Below are 13,532 nucleotides of genomic sequence, written 5' to 3'. Positions count from 1 at the left end.
ACCTCGCGCCGGTGCGGGCGCTGCAAAAACCAGATGCCCGCTTAACTAGACTCGGTTGGCCGCTCGAAACGTGTCGCCTGCGCTCAGGAGTTGTCGATGTCCACCCACCGCCCCCCGTTGGCGGGACTGGCCGCTGCGGCCGGTGCCGATACCTCGCTACGGACCGTCGCGGAGTTGATCGGCACATCGTCGGTCGAGCTGGTCGCGCCGTCGGCGGTGCGACCGTTCGTCGCGGCGCGGGTGGCGGCCGAGCGGCCGTTGGTGGTGGTCACGGCCACGGGGCGAGAGGCCGACGACCTGAGTGTCGAGCTGGTGGAGATGCTCGGTCCCGCGGTCGCGCAGTTCCCGTCCTGGGAGACGCTGCCGCACGAGCGGCTATCGCCGGGCGCGGACACGGTGGGGCGCAGGCTGGAGGTGCTGCGCCGGATCGCCCACCCCGACGACCCGCATTTCCCCGCGCCGCTGCGCGTGGTGGTGACCACGGTGCGGTCGCTGATGCAGCCCATGGCGGGCGGGCTCGGCGATATCGAACCGATCGTGCTGCGCGTCGGCGCCGAGCTGGACTTCGACGAATTGCTCACGCGGCTGGTGGAATTCGCTTACACGCGGGTCGACATGGTGGGCAAGCGCGGCGAGTTCGCGGTGCGCGGCGGCATCCTGGACGTCTTCCCGCCCACCGCCGACCACCCGGTGCGCGTGGAGTTCTGGGGCGACGAGATCACCGAACTGCGGCCGTTCTCCGTCGCCGACCAGCGCTCGCTGCCCGACGTCGCGGTGGACATCGTGGTCGCGCCACCCTGCCGGGAGCTGCTGCTCACGCCCGAGGTGCGCGAGCGTGCCGCCGAGGTCGCCGCCGCCAACGCGGCCGACGCGGCGCTGGTGGAGATGCTGGAGAAGCTGGCGCAGGGCATCCCGGTCGAGGGCATGGAAGCGCTGCTGCCGGTGCTGCAACCGGGGCAGTTGCGCCTGCTCACCGAGGTGCTGCCGGAGGGCACCCACGTGCTGCTGTGCGATCCGGAGAAGATCCGCACCCGCGCGGCCGACCTGGTGCGCACCGGCGAGGAATTCCTGGAGGCCTCCTGGACCGCGGCCTCGTTCGGCGGCGCCGCGCCGCTCGGCGGGCACGGGCTCGACCTGGCCGCCTCGGCCTACCGGCCCCTGCCCGAGATCCAAGCCAGCGCCGACCGGCAGGACCTGCCCTGGTGGACGCTGAGCCCGCTCGCGTCCGGGGATTCGTCCGAGGTCGTGCTGCCGGTGCTGCCCGGCCCGGCCGCGCGCGGGTCCGACGAACTGGTGGCGACCATGTTCGCCTCGTTGCGCGCCCACGTGCTCACCGGCGGCAGGGCCGTGGTGGTCGTCGCAGGCCACGGCACGGCGCAGCGCATTCTGGAACGGTTGGCGGACGCGGAGGTGCCCGCCGCGGCGCTGGAGACCGGCGCGGAGCCGAACGAGGGCGTGGTGGGCGTGCTGTGCGGCTCGCTGCACGACGGCCTGGTCTTCGAGGGCGCCGGTCTGGTGGTCGTCGCCGAGTCCGACCTCACCGGCAACCGGGTCACCGCGCCGACCGAGGGCAAGCGGATGCCCGCCAAGCGCCGCAACCAGGTCGACCCGCTCGCGTTGAGCGCGGGCGACATGGTGGTGCACGACCAGCACGGCATCGGCAAGTTCGTCGAGATGATCGAGCGCACCGTCGGCGGCGCGCGGCGCGAGTACCTGGTGATCGAGTACGCGCCGAGCAAGCGCGGCCAGCCCGGTGACCGGCTGTTCGTGCCGATGGAGTCGCTCGACCAGCTGTCCCGCTACGTCGGCGGCGAGATGCCGAGCCTGTCCAAGCTCGGCGGCTCCGACTGGGCCAACACCAAACGCAAGGCGCGCAAGGCTGTTCGCGAGATCGCCGGCGAGCTCGTACAGCTGTACGCCGCCCGCCAGGCGGCACCCGGCCACGCCTTCGGGCCCGACACGCCGTGGCAGAAGGAGATGGAGGACGCGTTCGCGTTCACCGAGACCGTCGACCAGATGACCGCCATCGCCGAGGTGAAGTCGGATATGGAGAAGCCGGTCCCGATGGACCGCGTGGTCTGCGGCGACGTCGGCTACGGCAAGACCGAGATCGCGGTGCGCGCGGCGTTCAAGGCGGTGCAGGACGGCAAACAGGTCGTGGTGCTGGTGCCGACCACGCTGCTCGCGCAGCAGCATTTGCAAACCTTCACCGAGCGCGTCGCGGGTTTCCCGATCACCGTCAAGGGCCTGTCCCGCTTCACCGATCCGGCCGAGGCTCGCGCGGTGCTGGAGGGCATGGCCGACGGCAGCGTCGACATCGTGGTGGGCACGCACCGGCTGTTGCAGACCGGCGTGCGCTGGAAGGACCTCGGCCTCGTCGTGGTCGACGAGGAGCAGCGGTTCGGCGTCGAGCACAAGGAGCACATCAAGGCGCTGCGCACGCACGTCGACGTGCTCACCATGTCGGCCACCCCGATTCCGCGCACGCTGGAGATGAGCCTGGCGGGAATCCGCGAGATGTCGACCATCCTCACCCCGCCGGAGGAGCGCCACCCGGTGCTCACCTACGTGGGCGCCTACAACGACAAGCAGGTCACCGCCGCGATCCGGCGGGAGCTGCTGCGCGACGGCCAGGTGTTCTACGTGCACAACCGGGTGTCATCGATCGACAAGGCGGCCAAGCGGATTCGCGATCTGGTGCCGGAGGCGCGGGTGGTGGTCGCGCACGGTCAGATGAACGAGGACGCGCTGGAGTCCACCGTGCAGGGCTTCTGGCAGCGCGAATACGACGTGCTGGTGTGCACCACCATCATCGAGACCGGCCTGGACATCTCCAACGCCAACACCCTGATCGTGGAACGCGCCGACGCGCTGGGCCTTTCGCAGTTGCATCAGCTGCGCGGCCGGGTGGGGCGCAGCCGGGAACGCGGCTACGCCTACTTCCTGTATCCGCCGGAGAAGCCGCTCACCGAGACGGCCTACGACCGGCTGGCCACCATCTCGCAGAACTCCGATCTCGGCGCCGGCATGGCGGTCGCGATGAAGGACCTGGAGATCCGCGGCGCGGGCAACGTGCTCGGCGCCGAACAGTCCGGCCACGTCGCCGGTGTCGGCTTCGATCTGTATGTGCGGCTGGTCGGTGAGGCCGTCGAGGCGTATCGCGCCGCCGCCGACGGCAAGCCGATCACCACCGAGGAGGTCAAGGAGGTGCGCATCGACCTGCCCGTCGACGCGCACATCCCGCCGGACTACATCGCCAGCGACCGGCTGCGCCTGGAGGCATACCGCAAACTGGCCGCCGCGCAGGACGATTCGGCCCTGGCGCAGGTCGTGGAGGAGCTCGTCGACCGGTACGGCCCGTTGCCGGTGGAGGTCGGGCGCCTGGTGTCGGTGGCCAAGTTGCGGCTGCTCGCCCGCGAGTACGAGGTCACCGAGATCGCGGTCACCGGGACGACCTTGAAGATCTCGCCGCTGCACCTGCCCGATTCCAAGCAGATGCGCCTCAAGCGGCTCTACCCGAGTGCGGGGTACCGCGCCGCGTCCGGGGTGGTGCAGCTTCCGCTGCCGCGCGTGCAGGACAGTGTCGGGGCGGAGCGGGTCCGCGATGTCGTGCTGCTGCAGTTCGTCGCCGATCTGTTGCTGGCGTTGGACGGAAAGGCGCAGGGAGCGGTCGACCTGACCGTCGCCGCCGAGATGGCCGCTCGATGAGTTCGACCGATCGCGACGAGTCCGTCCTGCGGGCTGCCCGTCATCGCGCGGTACACGGTGCGGGTCGAACCGAGCCCGGCGGGGAGCCGCGCACCGACACGGCGGTGGTCGCGGCGGGTTTGGCCGGAGCGGTCGAGGTGATGGACCGCCTCTGGCATTTCGGCGGGTGGGAGGTCACCCAGACCCACGACTCGCTGCGCCCCTATCTGCTCGAGGAGACCTACGAACTGCTCGACGCCATTCAGCACGAGGATGCCGAGACGATCAAGGAAGAACTCGGCGACCTGCTGCTGCAAGTGCTCTTCCACTCCAGAATCGCCGAGGCCGCAGGCGAATTCACCGTCGACGACGTCGCCGCCGCGCTGGTCGCCAAACTGGTCAACCGCAGCCCGCACCTGGTGGACTCCGCGATCGATCCCGACGCCTCGGTGGCCGAGAAGATCGCCGCCCAGGAACGCGCCTGGGAAGAGCGCAAATCCGCCGAGAAGTCCCGCCGCTCCTGCCTGGACGGCATCGCCATGGCCCAGCCCGCCCTCGCCCTCGCGGAGAAGATCGTCTCCCGCAGCACCAAAGCGGGCCTGCCGTCCGACCTCGTGCCCGAAGCCCTGCGCGTCGTCCATCTCGGCGGAGCGGAGAGCGCCGAAGAACGCCTCCGCAAAGCGACGCTGACCTTCGCTGCCGCCATTCGAGCGGCGGAGGATGTCGCGGAAAAGGAACGCGGTGAACGTCTTCCGCTCACCGCGGAGGATTGGCGTGCCTTCTGGCCGGAGTAGGTAGGCCGACGAGCCCCTGCATCCGCGCGGCCGTGCGAATCAAGAGGACACTGAAAGAATGCCGTACCCGGAACTCAGCGCACGCCCGCGATGGCAGTCGACCGGGAATGGCAAGTTCCCCGTCGCCGCCCACGTCGACGGCCAGTGGTGGGTGCTGCGGATGAACGGCTTCCCCGACCACCCGCTGTGGACTCTGTTCATCGACGGCGCGCCCCGTTTCGACCTCGACGACACCCCGCCCGATTGGGGCCGACCGAGCGTCCGATCCGCACCACCCCTCGACCCCGAAACCGCCGAACGGATTCTGAGCCCCATCCAGCACTTCGTCACCTACGGCAGCGAAGTAGGCGACCCCTGCGACGACCCGTTCTGCTGCGGGTGACCGCGCGTGTCGTGCCGCTCCCTCGCGATGTAGTCGAGCTACCGCGCGTGGGGTCCCGGTTCTCGATGCCGAATCGGCACCGGCCGAAAGACCCGCGCGGCGAACGGAGTCGAACGGTCAGACGTTGACGCCGTAGTCCCGCGCGATGCCCGCGAGGCCGGAGGCGTAGCCCTGGCCGATGGCGCGGAACTTCCACTCGTTGTTGTGGCGGTAGAGCTCGCCGAAGATCATGGCCGTTTCGGTGGAGGCGTCTTCGGTGAGGTCGTAGCGGGCCAGTTCGACGCCGGTGGTGGCGTCGACGACGCGGATGAAGGCGTTGCGGATCTGGCCGAACGACTGGCCGCGGGCGTCGGCGTCGTGGATGGACACCGGGAAGAAGATGTTGGTGATGTTCGGCGGAGTGGCGGTGAGGTCGACGTTGATCACCTCGTCGTCGCCTTCGCCCGCGCCGGTGAGGTTGTCACCGGTGTGCTCGATGGATCCATCGGGCGAACGCAGGTTGTTGTAGAAGATGAAATGCTGATCCGACAGCACTTTCAGGTTGGGCCCGCAGGCGAGCGCGCTGGCGTCGAGGTCGTAGTCGGCGCCGGTGGTGGTGCGCACGTCCCAGCCGAGTCCCACCGACACCTTGGTGAGATTCGCGGCCTGCTTCGACAGCGAGACGTTGCCGCCTTTGGCCAGAGTGACGCTCATGATCCCCTTCCGCGCGGCACGGCCGGTGCCGCCTCTTGTCTGCTCCCGGGAACGCCGGGCCGATTCAGTTCTGGTCGTCTGCCCACGATCGGAGGGTGTCGACCCGGCCGCGCAGCGCGCGCAGTTCGCTCTCGTCGTCGAGCACCGTGCGCTGGATGCCCTGCACGACCGCGAAGGCCGACTGGCGGTGGTCATCGATCACGTCGACGTCGATGCGGACGGCGACGTAGTCGGCGGCGTCGGGCATCTGCTCGGCGACCACGTGCGCGGTGCCCCTGGCGCACATCGCCACGTTGCCCCCACCGAGGATCAGCAGCGCCACCTCGGGATGTTCGCGCAGCCGCGCCAGCGAGCCGCGATCGTACTTCAGGCTGATCAGGATGCGGCGGTCGCCGGCCCGCACCGGCCAGGACACCGGAATCGCGTGCGGCGCAGGGTCGGTGGTCACGAGCACGCCGATGGTCTCCAGCGGCCATTCCGGGAGCACGTCCAGCTCGGGATGATCTGTCGAGTTGTGCTGACGTTGGGCGGGGCTCGCTCCGGCTGCCATCTTCGTCACCTCAGGATCGTCGAGCGCGGCGGGCTGTGCCGCGCTTGATAGCAGTCTAAGGTGCTGTGCGCCTTGTGCGCTGGGGCTGGGCGCTTTGTCCGGACCGCTTCCCGGTGCCCCGCCGCAGAGTCCTGTGCCGGTCAGGCCGAGACCAGTGCCGGAATGTCGAGTGCCGCGGCCCATTCCCTGGCCATGTCCCGGACGCGGACCTCCGTCGACGCGTCGTGCCGCGCGTGCTCGCCCACCTGGACGGCGCCGCGAGCGGCGAGCTTCTCGGCGATGATCTCGCCACCCCGGTTGAACGTGCCGCCGTACACGATGTCGCCGAGGCCGAAGACGGCGAACCGCAGGCCGCTCAGATCCGGCGTGTCGCGGTCGAGCGCGTCGGCGAAGGGTTCGGCGCCGGTCGGCAGCTCGCCGTCGCCGTAGGTCGAGCACACGACGATGTGGAAATCGCGGACGTCCAGATCCGCGATGTCGAAGTCCGTCATGTCGTGCACCGAGACGTCGTGCGTCCCGCGCAGTTCCTCGGCGATACTGTCGGCCGCGGACTCCGCGGTGCCCATCTCGGTTCCGAACAGAATGACGACGCGCACCGGCACAACCCTTTCCTTCGCTGATATGGTGAGGCTATCCTAACTGTATTGCGGACTGTGTGCTACGGCCGCGAGCAGCACATGAGCAGGGGTCGGTCAGCTGCACCGATTGACGGAATGTCGAGCGCGTTGCATCATTCGTAGAGGTGCCCGGAGTTTCCTGGGCAGACCACTTTTTCAGCCGGCCGATGACCGTCCGGCGTGCGGCTGCCACCCGTGCCCTTCGATCGTCCCCGCACGAGTGCAGCGCTTCCATCCATGACGCCATGCGCGTCCGGCCGTGAGTGAGGTGAAACGAAATGGTCTTCCAGTCGTCTGCATACCGGGTGATCAATTCGTACCCGCGCTTCGGCACCCTTCCCCACTTCTGAATGTCACCGCGCCAGGCGCGCGGTCCGCACACGTCGATGCCTCGGCATCGACGGATCGCCGCTCGGCGCGGTGCCCCGGACGCGAGGTTCAGACCGGTGGTTCGACGGAAGTGGAGGCAGTCATGACGGACAGGGGAGCAGTGGATTCGGGGGCGGTGGAAATGGTGACGCGGTCCATGGCGAGCAATCTCGCCGTGTCGGCCGCGATGATCGAGGATCTCGGCTACCTGCGCGCACAGCTGGCCGCGGCGGAGGTGCCGTTCCTGCTCGTGCGCGACAGCGGGCACCGGCTGGTGCTCGCGGCCGACGCCGCGCACCGCACGATGGTGCGCCGGGTGACCGCCACGGCGAGGTCGGCGGGATTCTCCTGTGTGGAGTTGCAGCACAACGTCTTCCGGCTCGGGCGCGACCACGATCCGGCGCATCACGTCGAGCTGGAACTGTGGGAGTACCACGGCGACACGGTGACCTGTCCGCGCCCGAACGCGCTCACCCGCCCGGTCTTCGACCTCGCCGACGTCCAGCGCACGCAGGTGCGGCTGTTCGACCGGACCTGGCCCACTCTGGCGGACATGTTCGCGCCCCAGACCGGTGACGTGGGCTTCGACATCGACCTGGTGTTCTCCTGGGTGGACGGCTCCGATCCGGAATTCCGCGCCCGCCGCGCCGGGATGCTGGCCCAGGTCGTGGTCGGCGAGGGCGACGACGCGGACGCCAGGATCCGCCAGATCGACGAGTTGAAGTACGCCCTGCGGTCGGTGCACAAGAACGCGCCGTGGATCCGCAGGATCTTCATCGCGACCGACTCCACGCCGCCGGAGTGGCTGACCGCGCATCCGAAGGTGACCGTGGTGCGTGCGGTGGACCACTTCCGGGACGTCAGCGCGCTGCCGGTCTTCAATTCGCACGCGGTGGAATGTCAGTTGCAGCACATCGACGGGCTCAGCGAGCACTTCCTGTACTCCAACGACGACATGTTCTTCGCGCGTCCGGTGCGTCCGTCGATGTTCTTCACGCCCGGCGGCGTGAGCCGATTCATCGAAGCGGACACCAGGATCGGGCCGGGGCGAAACAACGAGCGCCGCAGCGGTTTCGAGAACGCGGCGCGGGTGAACCGAGCGCTGCTCGCGGAGCGCTTCGGTTATGTCATCACGCGGCACCTGGAGCACACGCCCGTGCCGTTGCGGCGCAGCGTGCTGCTGGAGATGGAAGACGAGTTCGCCGCGGATTTCGCCCGCACGAGCGCGAGCCGGTTCCGGGCGGCCACCGACATCTCGGTCACCAACTCGCTGTATCACTACTACGCCATGCTGACCGGGCGCGCGGTGCCGCAGGAAGCGGCGAAGGTGCGTTACGTCGACACGACCAGCTACGGCGGTCTGGCTTTGCTGGACGGGCTGGCGCGCCGACGCGACGTCGACTTCTTCTGCCTCAACGACGGCAGTTTCCCCGAGGTCGCCGAGTCCGAGCGGGTGCGGATCGTGTCGGAGTTCCTGGCCGGGTACTACCCGGAACCGGCGCCGTGGGAACGGCTCAGCACACCGCCTCGTCATCCGCTTCCGGAGTCGACGCAGGGCGCCGCATGACGTGCGGGATGCGGCCCGCCGGCGGGATCACGATCCCTTCCTCCGCCAGCCGTTGCCGCGCCTCCTCCGGGGTGGCGGGAGCGCCGACCGTGCCGCCGCGCTCGATGGGCACCACGGAGTGCACCACGGTGTTGGGATAGATGTGCACGTAGTTGAAGGCCTGCGCGCCGTCCCGGCCGCGCAGGCCGCCCTGCGCCACACCGAGGTCTTGGCTGTAGCAGGTGGCCGACGCCACCGAGACCGGGATGCCCGCGAACGTGGCGCTGGTGGAGAAGTGCAGGTGCCCGGCGAGGATGGCGCGCACGTCGGTGCCGTCCAGCACGTCCGCCAGGCGGCGTTGATCCCGCAGTTCCACGGTGACGGCCAGGTCGACCACGCACGGCACCGGCGGGTGATGCATGGCCAGGATGGTGCCGAAGGGCGCGGGCTCGGCCAGGACCGAGCGCAGCCACTCCAGCTGGTCGTCGGAGATCTCCCCGTAGTGGTGCCCGGGTACCGAGGTGTCCAGGGCGACGATGCGCAGTCCGTCGATCAGGTGCACCCGGTCCAGCGGGGAAGTGGTGGGGCGCTCACCGAGCAGGCGGGCGCGGAGGGCGGCGCGGTCGTCGTGGTTGCCGGTGACCCACACGATGGGCGCTCGCAAACTTCTGGCGAACGGTTCGACGATCGACTTCAGCTTGGCGTATGCGGCGGGCTCGCCCCGATCGGTGAGATCACCGGTGAACACGATGGCGGTCGGCCGGATCCGGCTCGCCGCGGCTTGGTCGAGCAGTTGCCGTAACCGCAGGTCGGCGTCGACATCGCCGTACAGGGGGTCGTCGCCCGCGATGAGATGTGTGTCGCTGAAGTGGAACAACACGTGATCCGGACGCGGATACTCCGCGACTCTGGTGATGGACACCGGACCGAATCCCTCCCGGCGGTTTGCCCGCCATTGGCTTGACTCCGTCGCCACGATAGCGCCGGTTACGAACAGGTTTCCCGGCGTTCGGTGAAGACTCGCCGTCGGGAGGGTTAGGTTTCGGTGTCGAACGCTGGGCGAACGCGGGTGGATGTGGGATTGGTCACTGTCCGAGTGCATCTGCGGCGCGCAGGGCGTCCACGACCATCGCGGCGTTCACGGTGAAGGGTTCGTTGTGGATCGTTTCGCCCGGAGCGGTCGCGCGGCGCGCGATGGCCGACAGCGTCTCGTCGTCGGCGTCGGGCAGGCCGAGGGCGGCCAGCGTGGTCGGCAAGCCGACCTCGGCGCAGAAATCGAGCACCGTGCCGATCTCGGACGCGGGCGCGCCCTCCAACACCAGTTGGGTGAGGGTGCCGAAGGCGACCTTCTCGCCGTGCAGGAACGGGCGCGTTCGCGCGGCGGCGGTGAGGCCGTTGTGCACGGCGTGCGCCGCGGCCAGTCCCGACGATTCGAAGCCGAGTCCGGACAGCAAGGTGTTGGCCTCGACGACGCGCTCCAGCGCCGGTGTGACGCTGTGCGTGCGGACGGCGGTCAGCGCCTGCGCCCCGTCGGCGAGCAGGGTGCGATAGCAGAGTTCGGCCAAGGCGGTGGCGCTGCGCGTCGAGGCGCCGCCGCGCATGTTGCGCACCTGGGCGGCACTGCACGTGCGAGCTTCGAACCAGGTCGCCAGCGCGTCGCCCATGCCTGCGGCGAGCAGCCGGACCGGGGCCTGCGCGACGACCGAGGTGTCCACCAGCACCAGCGCCGGATTCCGCCGCACCAGTTGATACGCCTCGAACTCGCCCGCGTCGGTGTAGATCACCGACAACGCGCTGCACGGCGCGTCGCTGGAGGCGGTGCTCGGGCAACTGATCATGGGCAGATCGAGGTCGTCGGCGACCGCGCGGGCCGCGTCGAGCACCTTGCCGCCGCCCGCACCGAGCACGACCGTGCTGCCGGACTCCTCGACGGCGTGGGCGATCCGGGCGATCTCCGCCCGGCTGCATTCACCACCGGACAGATGAAGCGAATAGGCGATCTTCGCGTCCGTCAGCGAGCGTTCCCAGGTGCTCGCCAGCAGCCGGAAAGCGCTGGAGCCCGCCACGATGAGCACCGGCCCGCCGATCCCGAGACGGGTCATCTCCGCGCCGAGCGCGGCGGTGGCGTTCCGGCCCTGCACGTAATGGCCAGGCGAGGAGAAAACGCTCAGCATCCGGCACCTCCCGATCCCGGGCCGCGTACGTCGTCCCGGCCCGGCCGATGACGATGTTTCAACGCTACGCGACGCCCCTCTGCCATGGCCGTGGTCGACAGCGAATCGGCGCCGATCAGCTCTGCGCCGTCAGGGTTTCCGGGACCAGCCGCGGCCGTTCGCGTTCCTTCTCGTCGAGCAGGGCGAAGTAGCGGCGCAGCATGAGGATCGCGGTGGTGGCCAGGCCCGCGGTGAGTCCCCACCAGACGCCCGCGGCGCCGAGCCCGGCCGGGTAGGCCAAGACCAGGGCGACGGGCAGGCCGACGCCCCAGTAGCCGATCAGCGAGAGCCGGAAGCCGGCGTTGGTCGCCTTCAGCCCGCGCAGCAGGCCGGTGCCGATGTTCTGGGCGGCGTCGAAGAACTGCAACACGATGCCGATCAGCAGCAGGGTGTGCGCGACCCGGATGGTGTCGGCGTCCGAGGAGTCCAGGAAGGGACGCAGCACCAGATCGGGGGCCACCACGTACACCGCGCCCGTCACCGCGGCGATCACCGCGGCGTGCCGCAGCGCCAGCCAGGCCAGCGCGCGAGCGTGCGCGCGCTCTTCGCGCGCGACCGCGTGGCTGACCAGGATCGACGCACCGTGCGAGAGACCGATCGCCACCTGGAACACGATGTAGATGATCTGGTAGACGACGTTGTGCGCGGCCAGCGCCGCCGGGCCGATGCTGCCCATGACCAGCGCGAGCACCGAGAACATGCCTGCCTCGGAGCCGTAGGTCAGTGCGATCGGCGTGCCGAGTCCCAGTTCGGCGCGCACGGTGGCCGGGCGCACCGGCAGCGGCGTCATGGGCAGGGTGCGGCCCAGTTCTTCGTCACGCCACACCATCGCCCAGAACACGCCGAAGGTGATCAGGAAGACCAGCGAGGTCGCGACCCCGATACCGGTGAGCCCGAGTTCGGGCAGCCCACCCTTGCCGTGGATGAAACCGAGCGCGAGCAGCAGATTCAGCACCACCGAGCCCAGCGTCACCAGCAACAGCGCCTGCGGGCGTTGCATCCCGACGGTGTACTGGCGCAGCACCTGGAACCACAGGCACGGCAGCAGACCCGGCGCGAGCGCCACCATCAGCGGACGAGCGTCGGCCAGCACTCCCGGGTCCTGCCCGAGAAAGGGCAGCAGCCAGCCGAGTCCGATCAGCACCGCGCCGCCGAGCAGCCCGGCCACCGTCGCGATCGCGAAGCTCGAGCGCAGCAGGTCGCGGATCTCCGGATCCGGCGAGTCACCGCGCTTACCCGCCGCGCTCACCGCGGTGGCGATCTGGTTGCCGCTGGCGGTGATCAGACCGACGCACATGGTGCGGATCTGGTTGAACAGCACGATCGCCAGGCCGCCCGCGGCCACCTGTCGTACGCCGAGCGTGCCCATCAGCGCGATGTTGGTGGTGGATACCGCGATCTGGGCGAGCTGGGTCAGCGCGATCGGCGTCGCGAGCGCGGTGAGCCGCCCGCCGTCGCCGCGGAAACTCGTCCCGATCACCGGTTCTCCTTCGCAGAGGGCGGGAGCGTCGTCCCGCGCGGGTGCGGCGTCACACCGTAGAACCGACCGGCCCTCACCGCGCTTCCACCAACGTGGTCCTGGCGGCGGGCGTGTAGCGCCGCAGCATCAGCGCCACCTCGCGTTCGGTGCCTGCGTCGAGCAGGTCGCGCTCGTTCATCCACTCGTCGTCGAACACCGTGTCCAAGTACTTCTCTCCGCCGTCGCACACGATGGTGACCACGGTGGAGCCCGGCGGGAACTCCTCGAGCCGGGTGAGCGCGGCGTACACCGAACCGCCCGCCGACCCGCCGATCATCAGGCCGAGTTCGGCCGCCACCGCGCGGGCGGTCGCGAAGGCCGCCACGTCGGTGACCTTCACGCCCTCGTCCAGCAGCGAATAGTCGACGGCGGTGCCGATGGTGGCGCCCGGCGGGGTGCCGGTGCCCGACTGCCAGTACGGACCGCCCGGCCCGCCGAAGGCGATCGAGCCGACCGGTTCGACCCCGATGACGTACGGCGTGCAGCCGAGCTGGCGCAGCCGCGTCGCGGTGCCGAACAGCGAACCTCCGGTTCCCACCGCGGACAGCAGGATGTCGACCCGATCGACGTCCTCGAGCAATTCCTCGGCCACCGGGTAGTAGCCCACCGCGTTGGCGTCGTTGTTGTGCTGCTCGGTGAAGAACGCGTCGTCCCGCTCGGCCGCCATCGCCTCGGCCAGGTCCTCCCGTGCCGAGGTGGCCAGGTTGTCGTCGCCCTCGTCGGCGACGAACACCAGTTCCGCACCCATTGCCCGCATCGCGCGCAGTTTGTCCTTACATGCGTGATGGTCGACCACAGCGGTGAAGCGATACCCACGTTCGGCGGCAACTACCGCGAGGCCGAGCCCGGTGTTCCCGGATGTGGACTCGATGATATGTCCGCCACTGCGTAGCAAACCGCGACGTTCGGCGTCGAGCACCATCTCCCGCGCCATCCTGATCTTGGCCGCACCGGTCGGGTTGAACTGCTCCAGTTTGAGCAGTAGGCGGGTGCCCGTCGCGGTGGCCGCGAGGTCGAACAGCGGCGTGCGGCCGATCAGATCCGTCACGCGCGTGACGAGCGGCATCGATGTCTCCTGGTTCTGGTCGGGAAGTCGGGTCAGCTGCCGTCGCGGGTCCAGCGGAAGCTGTCGCCGGGCGCGTCGTGCAGTACGACTTTCGGT

Annotated in this window: 11 protein-coding genes; 4 read left to right on the top strand and 7 right to left on the bottom strand. The window is 69.5% G+C overall.

Annotated features, from left to right (window positions below; translation table 11 throughout):
* Positions 1–96 precede the first annotated feature (96 nt).
* The 3 genes from mfd to ON21_RS23735 all read left to right on the top strand — a co-directional run bounded on the left by mfd (position 97) and on the right by ON21_RS23735 (position 4,863).
* Positions 97–3,708: a transcription-repair coupling factor gene (mfd, locus tag ON21_RS23745; protein ID WP_039800934.1), complete on the top strand. Its 3,612-nt coding sequence runs from the start codon at positions 97–99 to the stop codon at positions 3,706–3,708.
* Between the two features lie 140 nt (positions 3,709–3,848).
* Positions 3,849–4,481, top strand: coding sequence for a nucleoside triphosphate pyrophosphohydrolase (locus tag ON21_RS23740; protein WP_245562707.1), 633 nt, complete (start codon positions 3,849–3,851; stop codon positions 4,479–4,481).
* Positions 4,482–4,539: 58 nt separating this feature from the next.
* Complete coding sequence (locus ON21_RS23735; protein WP_039800932.1) at positions 4,540–4,863, top strand: hypothetical protein; 324 nt, start codon at positions 4,540–4,542, stop codon at positions 4,861–4,863.
* Positions 4,864–4,980: 117 nt separating this feature from the next.
* Here ON21_RS23735 and ON21_RS23730 read toward each other — a convergent pair whose 3' ends face one another.
* The 3 genes from ON21_RS23730 to ON21_RS23720 all read right to left on the bottom strand — a co-directional run bounded on the left by ON21_RS23730 (position 4,981) and on the right by ON21_RS23720 (position 6,702).
* A complete protein-coding gene (locus tag ON21_RS23730) occupies positions 4,981–5,556 on the bottom strand; it encodes a TerD family protein (protein ID WP_039800930.1) in 576 nt (191 codons plus the stop codon).
* 64 nt (positions 5,557–5,620) lie between these two features.
* Positions 5,621–6,106 carry a pyridoxamine 5'-phosphate oxidase family protein gene (locus ON21_RS23725; RefSeq protein WP_039801061.1) on the bottom strand — a complete coding sequence of 162 codons (486 nt, stop codon included), beginning with the start codon at positions 6,104–6,106 and terminating at the stop codon, positions 5,621–5,623.
* A 140-nt stretch (positions 6,107–6,246) separates the two neighbouring features.
* The gene (locus ON21_RS23720; protein WP_039801059.1) at positions 6,247–6,702 is read right to left on the bottom strand and encodes a flavodoxin domain-containing protein; all 456 of its coding nucleotides are present in this window, start codon (positions 6,700–6,702) and stop codon (positions 6,247–6,249) included.
* Between the two features lie 493 nt (positions 6,703–7,195).
* On the opposite strand from ON21_RS23720, the gene ON21_RS23715 reads away from it, so the two are divergent.
* The gene (locus ON21_RS23715) at positions 7,196–8,659 is read left to right on the top strand and encodes a stealth family protein (protein WP_083880836.1); all 1,464 of its coding nucleotides are present in this window, start codon (positions 7,196–7,198) and stop codon (positions 8,657–8,659) included.
* On the opposite strand, the gene ON21_RS23710 is transcribed toward ON21_RS23715, so the two are convergent.
* The 4 genes from ON21_RS23710 to ON21_RS23695 all read right to left on the bottom strand — a co-directional run bounded on the left by ON21_RS23710 (position 8,607) and on the right by ON21_RS23695 (position 13,436).
* Complete coding sequence (locus ON21_RS23710) at positions 8,607–9,560, bottom strand: phosphodiesterase (RefSeq protein ID WP_039800928.1); 954 nt, start codon at positions 9,558–9,560, stop codon at positions 8,607–8,609. The genes ON21_RS23715 and ON21_RS23710 overlap by 53 nt on opposite strands.
* 163 nt (positions 9,561–9,723) lie before the next feature.
* A complete protein-coding gene (locus ON21_RS23705) occupies positions 9,724–10,812 on the bottom strand; it encodes a glycerol dehydrogenase (protein WP_039800926.1) in 1,089 nt (362 codons plus the stop codon).
* 115 nt (positions 10,813–10,927) lie between these two features.
* Positions 10,928–12,331 carry an MATE family efflux transporter gene (locus tag ON21_RS23700; RefSeq protein ID WP_051021271.1) on the bottom strand — a complete coding sequence of 468 codons (1,404 nt, stop codon included), beginning with the start codon at positions 12,329–12,331 and terminating at the stop codon, positions 10,928–10,930.
* Positions 12,332–12,404: 73 nt separating this feature from the next.
* Positions 12,405–13,436 carry a PLP-dependent cysteine synthase family protein gene (locus tag ON21_RS23695; RefSeq protein WP_039800923.1) on the bottom strand — a complete coding sequence of 344 codons (1,032 nt, stop codon included), beginning with the start codon at positions 13,434–13,436 and terminating at the stop codon, positions 12,405–12,407.
* Positions 13,437–13,532 lie beyond the last annotated feature (96 nt).

It is taken from the genome of Nocardia araoensis NBRC 100135 (assembly GCF_000308435.1).
Classification (GTDB): Bacteria; Actinomycetota; Actinomycetes; order Mycobacteriales; family Mycobacteriaceae; genus Nocardia; species Nocardia araoensis.
Note: the sequence above shows the minus strand (reverse complement) of the source record. Positions and strands in the feature narration are given on the sequence as shown.

Excerpts from the sequence above, each read along its gene's own strand:
- ON21_RS23715 (WP_083880836.1), top strand. The coding sequence starts at position 7,196 with ATGACGGACAGGGGAGCAGTGGATTCGGGGGCGGTGGAAATGGTGACG.
- ON21_RS23740 (WP_245562707.1), top strand. The coding sequence starts at position 3,849 with ATGGACCGCCTCTGGCATTTCGGCGGGTGGGAGGTCACCCAGACCCAC.
- mfd (WP_039800934.1), top strand. The coding sequence starts at position 97 with ATGTCCACCCACCGCCCCCCGTTGGCGGGACTGGCCGCTGCGGCCGGT.
- ON21_RS23705 (WP_039800926.1), bottom strand. The coding sequence starts at position 10,812 with ATGCTGAGCGTTTTCTCCTCGCCTGGCCATTACGTGCAGGGCCGGAAC.
- ON21_RS23735 (WP_039800932.1), top strand. The coding sequence starts at position 4,540 with ATGCCGTACCCGGAACTCAGCGCACGCCCGCGATGGCAGTCGACCGGG.
- ON21_RS23730 (WP_039800930.1), bottom strand. The coding sequence starts at position 5,556 with ATGAGCGTCACTCTGGCCAAAGGCGGCAACGTCTCGCTGTCGAAGCAG.
- ON21_RS23695 (WP_039800923.1), bottom strand. The coding sequence starts at position 13,436 with ATGCCGCTCGTCACGCGCGTGACGGATCTGATCGGCCGCACGCCGCTG.
- ON21_RS23725 (WP_039801061.1), bottom strand. The coding sequence starts at position 6,106 with ATGGCAGCCGGAGCGAGCCCCGCCCAACGTCAGCACAACTCGACAGAT.